Here is a 15,146-nt window from a genome sequence, read left to right on the forward strand (position 1 = left end):
GCGCGAGGAACTTGAGTGACCACGTTCGCCGACAAGACGTTCACGCCTCCGGACCTCATCCGGAACTTCTGCATCATCGCTCACATCGACCACGGCAAGTCGACCCTGGCCGATCGGATGTTGCAGATCACCGGCGTCGTCGACCCGAGGTTGATGCGCGCCCAGTACCTGGACCGCATGGACATCGAGCGCGAGCGCGGGATCACGATCAAGGCGCAGAACGTGCGCCTGCCGTGGCAGGTGGCGGACAAGCCGCACGTGCTGCACATGATCGACACGCCCGGCCACGTGGACTTCACCTACGAGGTGTCCCGAGCGCTGGAGGCCTGCGAGGGCGCCGTGCTGCTGGTGGACGCCGCGCAGGGCATCGAGGCCCAGACGCTGGCGAACCTCTACCTGGCGCTGGAGAACGACCTCGCGGTCATCCCGGTGCTGAACAAGATCGACCTCCCGGCGGCCGACCCGGACAAGTACGCCAAGGAGATCGCGCACATCATCGGGTGCGAGCCCGAGGAGGTGCTGCGGGTCTCGGCGAAGACCGGGTTCGGCGTCCAGGAGCTGCTCGACGAGGTCGTGCTGAAGGTGCCGCCGCCCGTGGGCGACGCCGACGCCCCGGCCCGCGCGATGATCTTCGACTCGGTCTACGACACCTACCGCGGCGTCGTGACCTACATCCGCGTCGTGGACGGCAAGATCACCCCGCGCGAGCGGATCAAGATGATGTCGACCGGCGCGGTGCACGAGATCCTGGAGGTCGGGATCATCTCGCCCGAGCCCAAGCCCAGCGTGGGTCTGGGCGTCGGCGAGGTGGGCTACCTGATCACCGGCGTGAAGGACGTCCGCCAGTCGAAGGTCGGCGACACCGTCACCTCCGAGCGCAAGGGCGCGACCGAGCCGCTGGCCGGCTACCGCGAGCCCCGGCCGATGGTCTACTCCGGCCTGTACCCGGTCGACGGCTCGGACTACCCGGAGCTGCGCGAGGCGCTGGACAAGCTCCAGCTCAACGACGCCGCGCTGACCTACGAGCCGGAGACGTCGGCGGCGCTGGGCTTCGGCTTCCGCTGCGGCTTCCTCGGCCTGCTGCACCTGGAGATCACCCGCGACCGGCTGGAGCGGGAGTTCGGGCTCGACCTGATCTCCACCGCGCCCAACGTGGTCTACCGCGTGGTCATGGAGGACGGCGCCGTGCACACGGTGACCAACCCGTCCGACTGGCCGGACGGCAAGATGGCCGACATCTACGAGCCGGTCACCAAGTGCACGATCATCGCGCCCAGCGACTACATCGGCGCGATCATGGAGCTGTGCCAGAGCAAGCGCGGCCAGCTCGGTGGCATGGACTACCTGTCCGAGGACCGCGTCGAGCTGCGCTACACGATGCCGCTCGGCGAGATCATCTTCGACTTCTTCGACAACCTGAAGTCCCGCACCCGCGGCTACGCGTCGCTGGACTACGAGGAGTCGGGCGAGCAGAGCTCGGAGCTGGTCAAGGTCGACATCCTGCTCCAGGGCGAGGCCGTCGACGCGTTCAGCGCCATCTGCCACAAGGACTCGGCGTACGGCTACGGCACGCGGATGGCGTCGAAGCTGCGCGAGCTGATCCCCCGCCAGCAGTTCGAGATCCCGATCCAGGCCGCCATCGGTTCACGGGTGATCGCGCGCGAGAACATCCGCGCGATCCGCAAGGACGTCCTCGCCAAGTGCTACGGCGGTGACATCACCCGCAAGCGCAAGCTGCTGGAGAAGCAGAAGGTCGGCAAGAAGCGCATGAAGATGGTCGGGCGCGTCGAGGTGCCGCAGGAGGCCTTCGTGGCGGCGCTGTCGACCGACGACGACAAGAAGAAGAAGTAGTAGTCCGAGCCCCATCGGAAGCGCCGTGCGCCACCAGCGCGCGGCGCTTTCGCGTGTCCCGCGACGACGAAGGCCACCCTCGGCAGCGTTGCCGGGGTGGCCTCTGGGTGGGACGTCGAACCTGCTGTCAGATCACGGCCCTCGGAACGGGCGCGCAGACGCGTTCGACGGTGAACGGCCTAGCCGTCAGTTCCCGGTGCGGATGATCCGCTCCATCGACTGGCTGTGCAGGATCGCCTTGATCTCGGCGGCGTCCTCGGAGTCGTGCCGGTCCAGCATGGCGTCCAGGTCCAGCCGGTCGCTCGGGGTGTTGTAGCTGGCCAACTGCCGTTCGAGGCTCTGGCGGCTCCGCCGGGCCGCGCGGCGGCTCGACAGGCTGGTGCGCAGTGTCCTGATGGCGGTGGTGGGGTGTGTCATCTCGTCCTTCGACTAGTGGTGCTCGGTCTTCGTGCACCACCCATCCTTCACCTTTTTTCGCCCTTCTGCATCGATTCCGAGGGTGATCTGTCTCGCAGGACGCCGTTACCTGTGGTATACGGCACGTTCACCCGTTCTCGTAGTAGTCCAGCAGTCGCAGGGCGGTCTCGTACTTCTCGCGCAGGCGCTCGCGCTCGGCCGGTTCGAGCAGCGCCGTCCGGTCCGGCGACAGGTTGTCGGAGATGTCCGCGCGCTTCACCGCCAGTGCGATCGGGTCGGCGGCGACCCTGGCGAGGTAGGCCGACTGGGGCTCGTCGGGGAAGTGGGTCAACGCCTCCACCGCCCGCACGACGATCGACGGGCACTCCAGTTCGACCAGTTCGTCGAGCGTGACGGTCGTGTCCTCGACGACGTCGTGCAGCACGGCCGCCATCTGCTCGGCGACACCGTCCACGTGGGTCATGACCCGCAGCGGGTGGTCGATGTAGGGGTTGCCCGACTTGTCGACCTGGCCCTCGTGCGCCCGACGGGCGAGGTTGACGGCATCCGGGAGCGTGAACGTCATGATCTTCCTCCGACCTCCACGGTCGGATGACCGTGTTGCTGTCCTGTGGCCTGCATTCCCAGTCCACCACGGGATAAACGCCCACCGGTCCGTTTCAGGCCGTTCGGCCCAACCGCCGCGGAGCTTTCGGCCCAACGCGTTCGGAAACCTTGACAGGCGCTAGTGGTCTAGTCCATTTTTCGGGTGGCCCACATCACGTGTCCGGGCCGCGGCCGCCGAGTGGATCTGGTGAGGTGCACGTGGGTACGAAGACGAGACGAGCGCTGGTCGCTGTGCTGAGCGCGCTCGTGGCCTTCGCGGGCCTTGGCTTGATCGTCGTGGGCAACGCGTCCGCGGCGAACCTGGTGGGCAACTTCGGCTTCGAGGCCGGGAACACCAGTTCGTGGACCTGTTCGGGCGGCGCCTCCGCGGTGTCCAGCCCGAAGCGCTCCGGGTCGTTCGCGCTGTCCGGCGCCCCCGCGGGGCAGGACAACGCGCGCTGCTCGCAGACCGTGACCGTGGTGCCGAACACCGCGTACAAGCTGTCCGCCTGGGTGCAGGGCAGCTACACCTACCTCGGTGCCACCGGCACGAGCACGGGTGAGAAGAGCACCTGGACGCCCGGCTCGGGCTCGTGGACGCAGCTGTCGCTGGACTTCACCAGCGCGTCGGCGACCACGGTGACCATCTACCTGCACGGCTGGTACGGCCAGCCCGCGTACTTCGCCGACGACGTCGCCGTGGACGGTCCGGGCACCCCGCCCACGACGACCTCCACCACCACGACGACCACGACGACGACCACCACCACGACCACGACGACGCCCGGCCAGCCCGGGACGTCGCTGCCGAAGCACGTGCTCACGGGCTACTGGCAGAACTTCAACAACGGCGCCAGGGTCTTGAAGATCGCCGACGTGCCCACCACCTACGACATCATCGCGGTCTCGTTCGCCGACGCGGTCCCCGGTACGCCGGGCGCGGTGACGTTCGCCCTCGACCCCGGCCTGTCCAGCGCGCTGGGCGGCTACACCGACGCGCAGTTCAAAGCGGACATCCGGACCGTGAAGGCCCGTGGCCAGAAGGTGATCCTGTCGGTCGGCGGCGAGAAGGGCACCATCGGCGTCGGTGACGCGACGGCGTCGAACAACTTCGCCACCAGCATGAACTCGCTGATCGCGAACTACGGGTTCGACGGCGTCGACATCGACCTGGAGAACGGCATCAACGCCACCCACATGGCGTCGGCGCTGCGCAAGATCCACGCGGGTGGCGGCAAGATCATCACGATGGCTCCGCAGACCATCGACATGCAGTCCACCGCGGGCGGCTACTTCCAGCTGGCGCTGGCGGTCAAGGACATCCTGACGATCGTCAACATGCAGTACTACAACTCCGGCTCGATGCTCGGCTGCGACCAGAAGGTCTACAGCCAGGGCGGGGTGGACTTCCTCACCGCGCTCGCCTGCATCCAGCTCCAGGGCGGGCTCCGCGCCGACCAGGTGGGCATCGGCCTCCCCGCGTCGACGTCGGGCGCGGGCAGCGGCTACGTCTCGCCGCAGACCGTGAACAACGCCCTGAGCTGCCTCGCCAGGGGCACGAACTGCGGCAGCTTCAAGCCGTCGACCACGTACCCGACGATCCGCGGTGCGATGACCTGGTCGATCAACTGGGACGCCAGCAACGGCTGGGCGTTCGCGAACGCCGTGGCACCGCACCTGGATTCGCTGCCGTAGCGGTTACTGTCGGGTGCATGCTGGAACGACTGGCGGTACCCGTGATCGCCGCGCCGATGGCGGGTGGCCTGTCCACCCCGAAGCTGGTCGCGGAAGTGGGGTCGGCCGGTGGCCTGGGTTTCCTGGCCGCCGGCCTGCTCACCGTCGAGGCGCTGGCAGGTCAGCTCACCGAGGTCGCCGAGCTGACCGACCGGCCCTGCGGCGTCAACCTCTTCGTGCCGGGCTCGAAGTCCACAGTGGACCTGTCGGTCTACCGCGAGCGGGTGGCCGAGCAGGCCGCGCTCGCCGGGGTCCGGCCCGGTGACCCGGTGTGGGACGACGACTCCTACGCCGCGAAGCTCGAACTGGTGCTGGCCATGCGGGTGCCGGTGGTGTCGTTCACCTTCGGCCTTCCCGACGTCGACGAGGTGCGCAGGCTGCGCGCGGCGGGCTCGTACACGGTCGTGACCGTGACGACCCCGGCCGAGGCGAGGCAGGCCGCCCAGATCGGCGCCGACGCGCTGTGCGTGCAGGGGGCGGACGCGGGCGGGCACCGCGGCACCCTCACCGACGACGGCGTCTCGCCGGGCGGCGGCGAGCTGTTCGGCACGCTCGCCGCCCTGCGGCTCGTGGCCGCCGCCGTCGACCTGCCGCTGGTCGCCGCCGGAGGGCTGGTGACCGGCGCGGACGTCGCCGCCGTCGTCACGGCCGGAGCGGTGGCCGCGCAGCTCGGCACGGCGTTCCTGCTGTGCCCCGAGGCGGGCACCGCTCCCGGCTACCGGGCGGCGCTGCGGGAGAGGAACCGCCGGACCGCCCTGACCCGCGCGTTCAGCGGCAGGCCCGCCCGAGGGCTGGTGAACCGGTTCCTCAGCGAGAACACCGCGCACGCCCCGGCCGCGTACCCGAACCTGCACCTGATGACGAAACCGATCCGCGCCACCGGTGATCCCGAACTGATGTCGCTGTGGGCGGGCCAGACCTACTCGCTGATCCAGGAGGCACCGGCCGCGGACCTGGTGCGGCGGTTGGACGACGAGGCGCGGACGGCGATCCGGAACGCCGCCGCCAGGTTCGGAGCGGAGTAGACGGTGGGCGAGCTGGCGGATGACGCGGTCGAGCTGGTCCTGGACGCCGATCCGCTGTTCGCCACCCTGCTGGGGGTCGGGGGCCGCGACGACCGGCTCCGCGACGTCAGCGAGGCGGGCGAGGCCGAGATGCGGGCTCGGGCCGTGGCGATCGGCGACCGCGCCCGAGCCGCCGCCGACCCGGACGACCCGACCCTCGCCGTCGTCCTGCACCAGGCGGACGGACTGGTGGACCGGATCGACGCGAAGCTGGTGGAGCACACCTACTCCGAGTCGTTGCTGGCCCCGGTCACCGGGCTGCTCGGCACGCTGCCGCTGGTGCGGCCGACCAGCGGTGCCGCTCAGCGCGACTACCTGGCCAGGCTCGCCGCGATCCCGGGGTTCCTCGCGCAGGTGGCCGACCGCAACCGGGCGGGCATCGCCGCCGGACGGCTCCCGCTCACGCGCCTGGTCCACTCGGCCCTGGCCAGGATCGAGCGCTACCTCGCCCACCCGCACGGCGACCCGCTGGCGAAGGTCCCGCTGGGCGACGGGCTCCTCGCCGAACGCGACCGGCTCCTCGCCGACGTGGTCCGGCCCGCGTTCGCGGACTACCGGCGGTTCGTGGTGACCGAGGTCGAGCCGCACGGCCGCTCCGACGACCGGCCGGGCCTGTGCGCGCTGCCCGGCGGCGACGCGGCGTACGCGGCCCTGGTCCGGGTGTTCACCACCACCGACCGCACCCCCGAGGAGCTGCACCGGACCGGGGTGGACCTGATCGCCCGGCTCGCCGACGAGTACGCCGCGCTGGGCTACCCGACGCTGGCCGCCGTGCGCGAGCGGATGGACACCCTGAGGTGGCGCGACGCGGAGGAGGTGCTGGCCGTCGCCCGCGGCACGATCGAGCGCGCCGAGCGCGCCGCGCCGTCGTGGTTCGGCCGCGTGCCGGTCGCGAAGTGCGTGGTGGAGCAGGTCCCCGAGGCCGACGAGCTCAACGCTCCGATGGCGTACTACATCGACCCCGCGATGGACGGGTCGCGGCCGGGCACCTACTTCGTCAACGCCCACCGGGTGCGGGAGCAGAACCGCACGACCGCCGAGTCCGTCGCCTTCCACGAAGCCGTTCCGGGGCACCACTTCCAGCTCGCGCTGCTCCAGGAGGTCGAGGGCCTGCCGCTGCTGCGCCGGGTGGCGTCGATCGAGGCGCACATCGAGGGCTGGGCGCTCTACACCGAGCGGCTCGCCGACGAGATGGGGCTCTACACCGACGACGTCGCCAGGCTGGGGATGCTCGCGAGCGACTCGATGCGGGCCGCCAGGCTGGTGGTCGACACCGGGCTGCACGCGTTCGGCTGGAGCCGCGCGCGGGTCGTGGAGTACCTGCGGGAGTTCACCGCCATGTCCGACGTGGACATCCAGTCCGAGACCGACCGGTACATCGAGATGCCGGGGCAGGCGCTCGCGTACATGGTGGGGCGCCTGGAGTTCGACCGCCTGCGCGCCGAAGCCGCCGAGCGCGCGGGGGAGCGGTTCGACCTCCGGGGGTTCCACGACCTCGTGCTCGCCAACGGCCCGCTGCCGATGGACGCGCTCGCCCGCCTGGTCGAGCGCCGGTTCCCGTGACGGAGCCCGTCCCCCCGCTGCCGTGGGACGGGGTCGAACGCGGTGCCGCCGGGCTCGGGGGGCGATTCGGGAACAAGGTCCGGCAGTCGGGTGTTGCGACCTGTCGTGAGACTCGAAGTGTGGTCGGACGTCGTGTGCCCCTGGTGCTACATCGGCAAGCGCAAGATGGAGAGCGCCCTGGAGGCGTGGGACGGCGAGCCGGTCGAGGTGCGCTGGCGCCCGTTCCAGCTCGACCCGTCGTCGCCGAACGACGGCGCTCCGATGACCGAGGCGCTGGCCGCGAAGTTCGGCGGGGCGGACGCGGTGAAGGCCGCGCACGAGCGCGTGGAGCAGGTCGCCGCGAGCGTCGGTCTGGAGTACCACCTCGGCGCGACCCGGCAGGCGAACACGCTCGACGCCCACAAGCTGATCAGCCTCGCCCACGAGCAGGGCGTCCAGGGGGCCGTGCAGGAGCGGATCTTCCGGGCGAACTTCACCGAGGGGCAGCACGTCGGCGACCCGGACGTGCTGGTGAAGCTGGCCGCCGACGCCGGCCTGACCGGGGCCGAGGAGGCGCTGCACGACGAGGCGCTGACAGCGCGGGTCCGCCAGGAGCTGGCCGAGGGCATCGGGATCGGCGTCCGCTCGGTGCCGACGTTCGTGGTCGGCAACCGCGGCGTGTCCGGCGCGCAGGACCCGTCCGTCATCCTCGAACTGCTGCGCGGGGCCTGACCACGGGCGCGCCTCCCGCGGGAGGCGCGCCCGAGAGGTCTAGCGGGTGAAGACGATCTTGCCGGAGGTCTCGCCGTCGAGCATCGACCGCAGGCCCTCCTCGGCGCGCTCCAGCGGCAGCTCCTGACCGATCCGCGGCGTCAGGTCGTTCAGCGCGCAGAACGCCAGCAGGTCGGCCAGCTCCTCCCGCGTGCCCATGGTCGAGCCGACCACGCGCAGCTGGAGGAAGAACAGCCGCTGCAACTCGGCCGCCGAGGCGTCCCCGCTGGTGGCGCCGGAGATCACCACGATGCCGCCCGGCTTGAGCGCCTTCATCGAGTGCGACCAGGTCGCCTTGCCGACGGTCTCGAACACCGCGTCCACCCGTTCGGGCAGCCGCGCGCCGGACTCGAACGAGGCGTGCGCCCCCAGCGACTCGGCGAGCGCCCGCTTCTCCTCGGTGCGACCGGTCACCCACACCCGGAACCCGGCCGCGCGGCCCAGCTGGACCAGCGCCGTCGCCACCCCGCCGGACGCGCCCTGCACGAGCATCGTCTGGCCGGGCCGCAGCCCGGACTTCACGAACAGCATCCGGTAGGCGGTCAGCCACGCCGTGCCCATGCAGGCGGCCTCGGCGAACGACAGCCCGGCGGGCTTGGCGAGCGCGTTGCGCCTCGGGACCACGACGTGGTCGGCGAACGTGCCCTGGTGCTTCTCGGTCAGCAGGGTCCGGCCGGGGTCGAGCGTCTCGTCGCCCGACCACGCCGGGTCGCCGATCACGGAGTGCAGCACCACCTCGGTGCCGTCGTCGAGCACCCCCGCGCCGTCGCACCCCAGGATCATCGGGAACCGGTCGGCCTTGATCCCGACGCCCCGCAGCGTCCACAGGTCGTGCATGTTCAGGCTGGCCGCTCGCACCCCCACGCGCACCCAGCCCTCCGGCACCTCCGGTTCGGGACGCTCACCCACCCGCAACGCGGCAAGGGGGTCCTGCGGGCTCGGCTCGGCTGCGTAGACGGCGAACATGCAGCGAACATACCCAGCTGACCTGGGCGGCCTGCGGTGAGGCGCGTCACCGGACTAGGCTCGGTGTCGTGCTGGAGGGGATCGCGCAGTGGTGGGACGGGGTCGAGCTGTGGCTGACCCAGCTGCCCTTCGTGCTGCAATTTCCGCTGATGATGGGGCTCATGCTGCCCCTGTGCCTGGTCGTGGCCCGGCTCATCGACCGCGCGGTCGACCGCGCCTCGGCGCGCGTGACGCCCAACAAGGACGCCGAACCACCGGTCGGGGCGCTGCCGACCGACGTCCGGGAGCCCCACACGCTGCACCTCGGCGGCGGTTCGTAGGCTGGCCCGGTGACTCCTGGTAGGCGCCTCTCCGTCGCGCTCGTTGGCCTGATCGCCCTGGTCGTGTTCGGGTGGGTCTTCAAGGACCTGTCGTCGTCCTCCCCGTCCTCCGGCGGACAGCCCTCGGGCACGGTGTCCGTGAAGCCGTCCGCGCCGGGCCGGTCCACGTCGGCCGCTCCCGGCGGTGAGCAGGCGAGCCAGGAGTCCGGGCTGGCGGTCAGACCGCTGTCGAGCCTGCCCCCGGAGGCCGCGCAGACGTGGAAGCTGATCGAGCAGAACGGGCCGTTCCCGTACCCGCGCAACGACGGCGTCCAGTTCCAGAACCGCGAGAAGCGCCTGCCCGCCAAGCCCGGCGAGTACTACAAGGAGTACACGGTGCCGACCCCCGGAAGCCCGGACCGCGGAGCGCGGAGGCTGATCACGGGCACCCAGCAGGAGGTCTACTACACCTCCGACCACTACGACTCCTTCGTGATCGTGGACGTGCGGAAGTGACCGTCCAGGAGGCCGTGGAGGCGGCCCGCGACCGCGGCGCGCACCCGCACGTGCTGCGGGGCGACACCATCACCTCGCGGCACCAGGCCATCGAGGCCATCGCCGCCGCCCTGTCGTTCCCCGAGTGGTTCGGGCACAACCTGGACGCCCTCTACGACTCGCTGACCGACCTGTCGTGGCTGCCCGAGGGCGAGCACGTGCTGATCTGGCCGCGGTCGGCCGAACTGGTCCGCCACGACCCGAGGGGCGGCGAGAGCGTGAACGCCGTGCTGGACGACGCCGTGCGGCGCACCGCCGAACTCGGCGACCGCGTGCTGACGGTCGTCCGCGCGGACTGAACCGGCCTTCGCCGCCAGGCGGGGCTCGTCGTGGCGGCGCTAGCGGCCCGCCCGCCGCCACGCCACGGGCGTGACGCCGTGCGCGGTGCGGAACCGGCGGACGAAGTAGCCCGCCTCCCGGTAGCCGACCCGGCGCGCGACCTCGCCGACGGTGAGGTCCGTGTCGGCCAGCAGCCGCCGCGCCTCCCGCATCCTCCGCTCGGTGATCCACTGCTGCACCGTGCGGCCGGTGCGCCTGCCGACCACCGTGGTGAGGTGCCCGGTCGTCAGGCCGACCGCGTCCGCGACGTCCCGCAGCGAGATCGGCTCGTGGTACCGGTTCTCCACGACGTCGAAGACGGCCGCGACCAGCGGCTCCACGCCGGGGTCGCCGGGGAGGTCGACCTGGAGCCTGCCGAGCCGCACCAGCAGCAGCGTCAGGTGCGCGCGGGCGGCGTCCGCGTAGCCGTCCAGCCGCCCGGTCACCTCGGCGTCGAGGTCGGCGAGGTGCCGGGACCAGGCCTGCCGGTCGCCCGGCGGCACCCGGAACCGCTGCCCGCCGCCGCGGTGGTCACCGATGAACGGCGACAGCAGCGGGTGGGTCCGCCAGGAGACCAGCGAGGCGGAGGCCGTCGGGTCGACCGCGTCGACGGGGAAGAACACCGCCCACGCCTCGCCCCGCTCGCTCGGGTGGGTGCGGCCCGGCGCGACGACCGCGCCGGGGGCGATGACGAACGCGTCACCCGCCGCGAGTTCCCAGTCCCGGCCGTCCACGCGCAGCACGCCGTCGCCCTGCTCCACGTAGAACAGCACGAGGAAGTCGTGGGCGTGGGTGCCCAGCGAGGACGTGTGGTCCCGCAGTTCGCCGCCGGTCCAGTGCTCGACCGACACCGACGGCAGGCCCGCGGTCCGGACGTAGTCGACCAGGGGGACGCCCTGCGCCGTGCGACGCGTCGGGCGCAGAGCGCCGTCGTGATCGGAAGATAGTGCCATCAGAGCCGCACTTCATCACTTGTTGGCAGGTCAGGGCGTTGGAAGGCTAGCAGGGTCAGCCGAACTTCGTTCCTGGGAGAACACCGTGACCACAGACCGCGCCTACCTGCCCGCGATGGGCAAGCGCTCGCTGCTGCCGTTCTACGACGTGTTCAGCATGCTCCTCGGCGCCAAGGACGCCCAGTGGCAGCTCGTCGCCCAGGCCGCCCTGCCCCCTCGCGGCACCGTGCTGGAGATCGGCTGCGGCACCGGCACCGTGCTGCTGCTGGCCAAGCGCGCGGCGCCGGGTGCGACGGTGATCGGCCTCGACCCCGACCCGGACGCGCTCGCGCTCGCCCGGCGCAAGGCGGCCCGCGCCGGGGTGGACATCGGGCTCGACCGGGGTTTCGCCGACGAGCTCCCGCACGCCGACGGCAGCGTCGACCGGGTGCTGTCGGCGTTCATGCTCCACCACCTGCCCGCGGCCCAGAAGGTCGACGCGCTCCGCGAGGTCCGCCGGGTGCTGGCACCGGGCGGCAGCCTGCACCTGCTCGACTTCGACCACCAGGAGCCCGCGCCTGCGCACCGGCTGTTCTGGTCGAAGCGCGGTCACGGTCACGGGCACCCGCTCGGCGAGACCGCGGTGGCGCTGATGGCCGAGGCGGGCCTGCGCGACGCCGCGGAGGTGAGCAGGGGGAGGTCGTTCCCAGGCGGTTTCGCGCACTACCGGGCGTCTCGGTAACGGCGTGATCTCGGTCGGCGAGCGGGTCGGCGGGGCGACCAGGACAGTGTCGTCCCATGAATCCGCTTCGCCTCGCAGCGCTCCTGACCACCGCCGCCACGGTCGCCGTCCTCGGTTCCGCGCCCGCCTTCGCCGCCTCCGAACCGGGGTGCGACCACGAGCGCCCCATCACGCCGTTCGACGTCGCCGGAGGCGACAACCCGGTCGTCACGGTGACCGGCCGGGTCGTCGAACTCCGAGCGTCGAACACAACCCAGTGCGCCTGGGGGCGCATCTCCGGCGGGACGAACGGCGAGGAGGTCTGGACCGACCGCCGCAAGCCCGACGGCTCCGACTACCAGGGTTTCCTCGGCTACACCCGCATCGACCACGGGGACGGCAAGCACACCGACGCGTTCAAGAACGACAACCGGCTGATGCGCGCCTGCGGCTCCTCGCAGGGGCACATCGAGTGCACCGGCTGGTTCTAGCCCTCCTCGGTCGGAACCCAGGAGGGTGTGCGCTTCTCGACGAACGCCGCGATGCCCTCCTGGCCCTCGGGTCCGCCGAAGTGCCGCGCCGACAGCTCCAGCATGTCCGCGAACACCTCGCCCAGGTTCGACCGGCGCGGCTCCTGGAGCATCTGCTTGGTCGCCGCCAGCGCTCCCGGCGCGCCCAGCGCCAGCATGTCCGCGTAGCGCCGCACCTCGGCGTCCAGCTCGTCGGCGGGCACGGACGAGTTGATCAGCCCGATGTCCTTCGCCCTGGCCGCGCCGAACGCCTCACCGGTGAGGAACAGCTCGTGCGCGGCACGGGGGAGCAGCCGGGGCAGCACCGTCACGGAGATCACCGCGGGCACCACGCCGATGCGCACCTCGCTGAACGCGAACGTCGCGTTCTCGGCCGCCACGGCGATGTCGCAGGCCGCCACGATCCCGACCCCACCCGCCCGCGCCGGACCGGCCAGCCGGGCGACGACCGGCTTCGGACTGGTCCGGATCCGCTCCAGGATCGCCGGGAACTCGTTCACCCCCTGCTCGTTCGCGGTCGTCCCGCCCGCTTCCTTGAGGTCCATGCCGGAGCAGAACACGGTGCCCGTGTGGCTCAGCACGACCACCCGCACGGCGTCGTCGGCCGTCGCGGTCCTCAGGTGGGCGATCAGTTCGGCCCGCAGCCGGGCGGAGAGCGCGTTGCGGTTGTGGGGGGAGTCCAGCGTGATCGTCGCGATGCCGCGCCGCACCTCGTAGTGGACCAGCTCGTCTGCCATGACCCGCACTCTACGATCCCCGGCCCCGGTGCCCGTGGGGCTCGGGGTGGGGCACGCGATCGGGCGAGTCGGTTCTCGCGGTGTCGGTGCGCGGCTGCCTTTCCTCCGGGGGAGAGGAGGTGAGCCTCCAGCGCGGGTCTTGAGTGGATTGACAGCAGTCTGTCAACATGACAGGCTGCTGTCATGAAATCGACGGTGCACCTCGGGGTTTACGACACGCTCGCCGACTGGGAGTTCGGGTTCGCCACGGCGGCGATCAACACGCCCGACTGGCAGCTCTCCCCCGGTCGCCACGAGATCCGCACGGTGGGGCTGACGTTCGACACCGTCACGTCCGCGGGCGGGTTGCGGATCACGCCCGACACCGTCCTGGCCGACCTCGACCCGGCCGACAGCGCGATGCTGATCCTCCCCGGCGCGGGCCTGTGGGCGTCCGGTGCGCTCGCCCCGTTCGCCGCCGCCGCGCGCGGCTTCCTCTCCTCCGGCGTCCCGGTCGCGGCGATCTGCGGCGCCACGACCGGCCTGGCCGCCGAGGGCCTGCTCGACGACCGCGACCACACCGGCAACGCCGTCGAGGAACTGGTCCACGTGCCCGGCTACGGCGGTGCGGACCGCTTCCGGGCCGTGCGGGCGCACACCGACCGCGGGCTCATCACGGCGGGGGCGGCCGGTGCGGTCGAGTTCGCGCGCGAGATCTTCGCCGAGCTGGACCTGTACTCGCCCGAGGTCCTCCAGGCCTGGTACGGCCTGTTCAGCACCGGGGACCCGGCCTGGTTCGGGAAGCTGATGGCGGCGGCGTCGTGATCGCACCGCGGTCCGAGGCCGGTGACGTGCTGACCGACGTGGTCATGCGGACGTTCCGGCTGTACGGGGGGTTCCTGGAGGCGGCCGAGGTGATGACCAAACCGGTCGGGCTCACGGCGGCGTGGTGGCAGGTGCTCGGGGCGGTGCTGCGGGAACCGCTGTCGGTGTCCGGGATCGCGCGGGAGATGGGGCTGACCCGGCAGAGCGTGCAGCGCATCGCGGACCTGTTGGTGGACAGGGGTTTGGCCGAGTACCTGCCGAACCCGGCGCACCGGCGGGCGAAGCTGTTCCGGCCGACCGGGGCGGGGTACGCGGCCGTGGAGAGCCTGCGCGAGGCGCAGTACGCGTGGGCCAACCGGATCACGGCATCCGTTGGGGCGCAGGAGTTGCGGGTGGCGCTGGACGTGATGGACCGGCTGGTGGCGAACCTGGACGCGGACCGGGGGCGACTTCACGAGGTCGAGTGAATTTCCGACCTTCTATGACCACCGGTCCCCAAATACGCTCATGGCCATGACAACACGGTCACGTGGCGGGAGGTCTGGTGTGGACGGTATCGGTGGATCTGTTCGGGTGTCGCGGGTTCGGCTCGTGCCGGGTGTCGTGTGCGGTCTCCGGAACTCCGCACGGCACCCGACACGGTCGGATCAGCCGATGGTGGTGGTCGTCAGGATCGGGTTGGGGTCCGGGTAGCCGGTGGCCGGGGCGTCCAGCGGGATGCCGAAGGCGCTGATGCCCGCGGTGAAGGTGAGGCCCGGCGAGGTGTAGCTGCTGCCGCCCAGCTGGGTGCTGATGGCACCGGAGCCGCCCGCCACCAGGTTCAGGGTGATGGTGGGCAGTTCGAAGTCGGCGCCGCCCTTGATCGGGCCCGCGATGCTGAGCACCACGTTGTTGCCCGACAGGGCGATCGTCGGGGTGCTGCCGAGTCCGGCACCGCCGGTGGCCGTGACGGACTGGAACGTCGAGTTGGCGGGCACGGGAAGCGACAGGGTGATGGTCCTGATCTCGCGCACGGTGTAACCGGCGGCCTCGGCAGGCACCTTGTTCGGTGCCGGGTCGATGACGGCGGTGACCGCGCCACCGGGCGCGACCGTTGCCGGTGCGGTCGCGTCGATCGGTTGGTCGAGGGTGAACTCGGCGCTCTGTCCGAGCGCGGTCGCCTTCAACTTGTACGTGATCGCGTGCGGTTCGGCGGAGGCTGGTGTGCTCGTCGCGAGCAGCAGGGCCAGCGCGGCGAATACGGCTGTCTTCATGTTTCCCTCTCCCCGTTGAGGTGGGAGGGCGTCCAGCGGAAGCGGCGTGCCTTACTGACTACTTGTG

18 protein-coding genes are annotated in these 15,146 nt (G+C 71.3%); 12 read left to right on the forward strand and 6 right to left on the reverse strand.

Features of this window, described 5'->3' with window-relative positions:
* The first annotated feature begins 15 nt into the window (after nucleotides 1-15).
* A complete protein-coding gene (gene lepA, locus AC156L_RS17660) occupies nucleotides 16-1,851 on the forward strand; it encodes a translation elongation factor 4 (RefSeq protein ID WP_330881667.1) in 1,836 nt (611 codons plus the stop codon).
* Nucleotides 1,852-2,037: 186 nt separating this feature from the next.
* On the opposite strand, the gene AC156L_RS17665 is transcribed toward lepA, so the two are convergent.
* Together AC156L_RS17665 and AC156L_RS17670 are read right to left on the reverse strand one after the other, a co-directional pair.
* Complete coding sequence (locus AC156L_RS17665) at nucleotides 2,038-2,268, reverse strand: hypothetical protein (RefSeq protein WP_330881669.1); 231 nt, start codon at nucleotides 2,266-2,268, stop codon at nucleotides 2,038-2,040.
* Between the two features lie 127 nt (nucleotides 2,269-2,395).
* A complete protein-coding gene (locus AC156L_RS17670) occupies nucleotides 2,396-2,833 on the reverse strand; it encodes an HD domain-containing protein (protein WP_330881671.1) in 438 nt (145 codons plus the stop codon).
* A 239-nt stretch (nucleotides 2,834-3,072) separates the two neighbouring features.
* Between AC156L_RS17670 and AC156L_RS17675 the strand changes: the two genes are divergently transcribed.
* The 4 genes from AC156L_RS17675 (at nucleotide 3,073) to AC156L_RS17690 (ending at nucleotide 7,925) form a co-directional block, all read left to right on the forward strand.
* Nucleotides 3,073-4,548: a chitinase gene (locus AC156L_RS17675; protein ID WP_330881672.1), complete on the forward strand. Its 1,476-nt coding sequence runs from the start codon at nucleotides 3,073-3,075 to the stop codon at nucleotides 4,546-4,548.
* A gap of 17 nt (nucleotides 4,549-4,565) precedes the next feature.
* Entirely contained in the window at nucleotides 4,566-5,612 is a 1,047-nt protein-coding gene (locus AC156L_RS17680) for an NAD(P)H-dependent flavin oxidoreductase (RefSeq protein ID WP_330881674.1), read from the forward strand.
* A 3-nt stretch (nucleotides 5,613-5,615) separates the two neighbouring features.
* Entirely contained in the window at nucleotides 5,616-7,214 is a 1,599-nt protein-coding gene (locus tag AC156L_RS17685) for a DUF885 domain-containing protein (protein WP_330881676.1), read from the forward strand.
* Between the two features lie 105 nt (nucleotides 7,215-7,319).
* Nucleotides 7,320-7,925 (forward strand): DsbA family oxidoreductase, encoded by a 606-nt coding sequence (locus tag AC156L_RS17690; RefSeq protein WP_330881678.1) that lies wholly within the window; start codon nucleotides 7,320-7,322, stop codon nucleotides 7,923-7,925.
* Between the two features lie 39 nt (nucleotides 7,926-7,964).
* On the opposite strand, the gene AC156L_RS17695 is transcribed toward AC156L_RS17690, so the two are convergent.
* Nucleotides 7,965-8,930: a zinc-binding dehydrogenase gene (locus AC156L_RS17695; RefSeq protein ID WP_330881680.1), complete on the reverse strand. Its 966-nt coding sequence runs from the start codon at nucleotides 8,928-8,930 to the stop codon at nucleotides 7,965-7,967.
* A 68-nt stretch (nucleotides 8,931-8,998) separates the two neighbouring features.
* Between AC156L_RS17695 and AC156L_RS17700 the strand changes: the two genes are divergently transcribed.
* From AC156L_RS17700 to AC156L_RS17710, 3 genes are read left to right on the forward strand one after another with little or no spacing between them, the layout of a single operon-like run.
* Nucleotides 8,999-9,250: a hypothetical protein gene (locus AC156L_RS17700; protein WP_330881682.1), complete on the forward strand. Its 252-nt coding sequence runs from the start codon at nucleotides 8,999-9,001 to the stop codon at nucleotides 9,248-9,250.
* Nucleotides 9,251-9,259: 9 nt separating this feature from the next.
* On the forward strand, nucleotides 9,260-9,745 hold the full coding sequence (locus AC156L_RS17705; protein WP_330881684.1) for a guanyl-specific ribonuclease: 486 nt from the start codon (nucleotides 9,260-9,262) through the stop codon (nucleotides 9,743-9,745).
* The gene (locus AC156L_RS17710; RefSeq protein ID WP_330881686.1) at nucleotides 9,742-10,083 is read left to right on the forward strand and encodes a barstar family protein; all 342 of its coding nucleotides are present in this window, start codon (nucleotides 9,742-9,744) and stop codon (nucleotides 10,081-10,083) included. Before AC156L_RS17705 ends, AC156L_RS17710 begins: the two co-directional genes overlap by 4 nt.
* A 39-nt stretch (nucleotides 10,084-10,122) precedes the next feature.
* Here the strand turns inward: AC156L_RS17710 and AC156L_RS17715 are convergent, their stop codons facing one another.
* Nucleotides 10,123-11,055: an AraC family transcriptional regulator gene (locus tag AC156L_RS17715; RefSeq protein ID WP_330881688.1), complete on the reverse strand. Its 933-nt coding sequence runs from the start codon at nucleotides 11,053-11,055 to the stop codon at nucleotides 10,123-10,125.
* Between the two features lie 85 nt (nucleotides 11,056-11,140).
* Here AC156L_RS17715 and AC156L_RS17720 point away from each other — a divergent pair, with 85 nt between their 5' ends.
* Together AC156L_RS17720 and AC156L_RS17725 are read left to right on the forward strand one after the other, a co-directional pair.
* Nucleotides 11,141-11,776 carry a class I SAM-dependent methyltransferase gene (locus AC156L_RS17720; RefSeq protein ID WP_484407031.1) on the forward strand — a complete coding sequence of 212 codons (636 nt, stop codon included), beginning with the start codon at nucleotides 11,141-11,143 and terminating at the stop codon, nucleotides 11,774-11,776.
* 56 nt (nucleotides 11,777-11,832) lie between these two features.
* Entirely contained in the window at nucleotides 11,833-12,246 is a 414-nt protein-coding gene (locus tag AC156L_RS17725) for a hypothetical protein (protein ID WP_330881692.1), read from the forward strand.
* On the opposite strand, the gene AC156L_RS17730 is transcribed toward AC156L_RS17725, so the two are convergent.
* Nucleotides 12,243-13,022 carry an enoyl-CoA hydratase-related protein gene (locus AC156L_RS17730; protein ID WP_330881695.1) on the reverse strand — a complete coding sequence of 260 codons (780 nt, stop codon included), beginning with the start codon at nucleotides 13,020-13,022 and terminating at the stop codon, nucleotides 12,243-12,245. The two genes, AC156L_RS17725 and AC156L_RS17730, sit on opposite strands and share 4 nt — an antisense overlap.
* Nucleotides 13,023-13,205: 183 nt before the next feature.
* Here AC156L_RS17730 and AC156L_RS17735 point away from each other — a divergent pair, with 183 nt between their 5' ends.
* Complete coding sequence (locus AC156L_RS17735; RefSeq protein WP_330881697.1) at nucleotides 13,206-13,826, forward strand: DJ-1/PfpI family protein; 621 nt, start codon at nucleotides 13,206-13,208, stop codon at nucleotides 13,824-13,826.
* On the forward strand, nucleotides 13,823-14,293 hold the full coding sequence (locus AC156L_RS17740) for a MarR family winged helix-turn-helix transcriptional regulator (RefSeq protein WP_330881699.1): 471 nt from the start codon (nucleotides 13,823-13,825) through the stop codon (nucleotides 14,291-14,293). Before AC156L_RS17735 ends, AC156L_RS17740 begins: the two co-directional genes overlap by 4 nt.
* A 180-nt stretch (nucleotides 14,294-14,473) precedes the next feature.
* Here AC156L_RS17740 and AC156L_RS17745 read toward each other — a convergent pair whose 3' ends face one another.
* Nucleotides 14,474-15,079 (reverse strand): cyclase, encoded by a 606-nt coding sequence (locus tag AC156L_RS17745; protein WP_330881701.1) that lies wholly within the window; start codon nucleotides 15,077-15,079, stop codon nucleotides 14,474-14,476.
* Nucleotides 15,080-15,146 lie beyond the last annotated feature (67 nt).

Source organism: Umezawaea sp. (genome assembly GCF_057122925.1).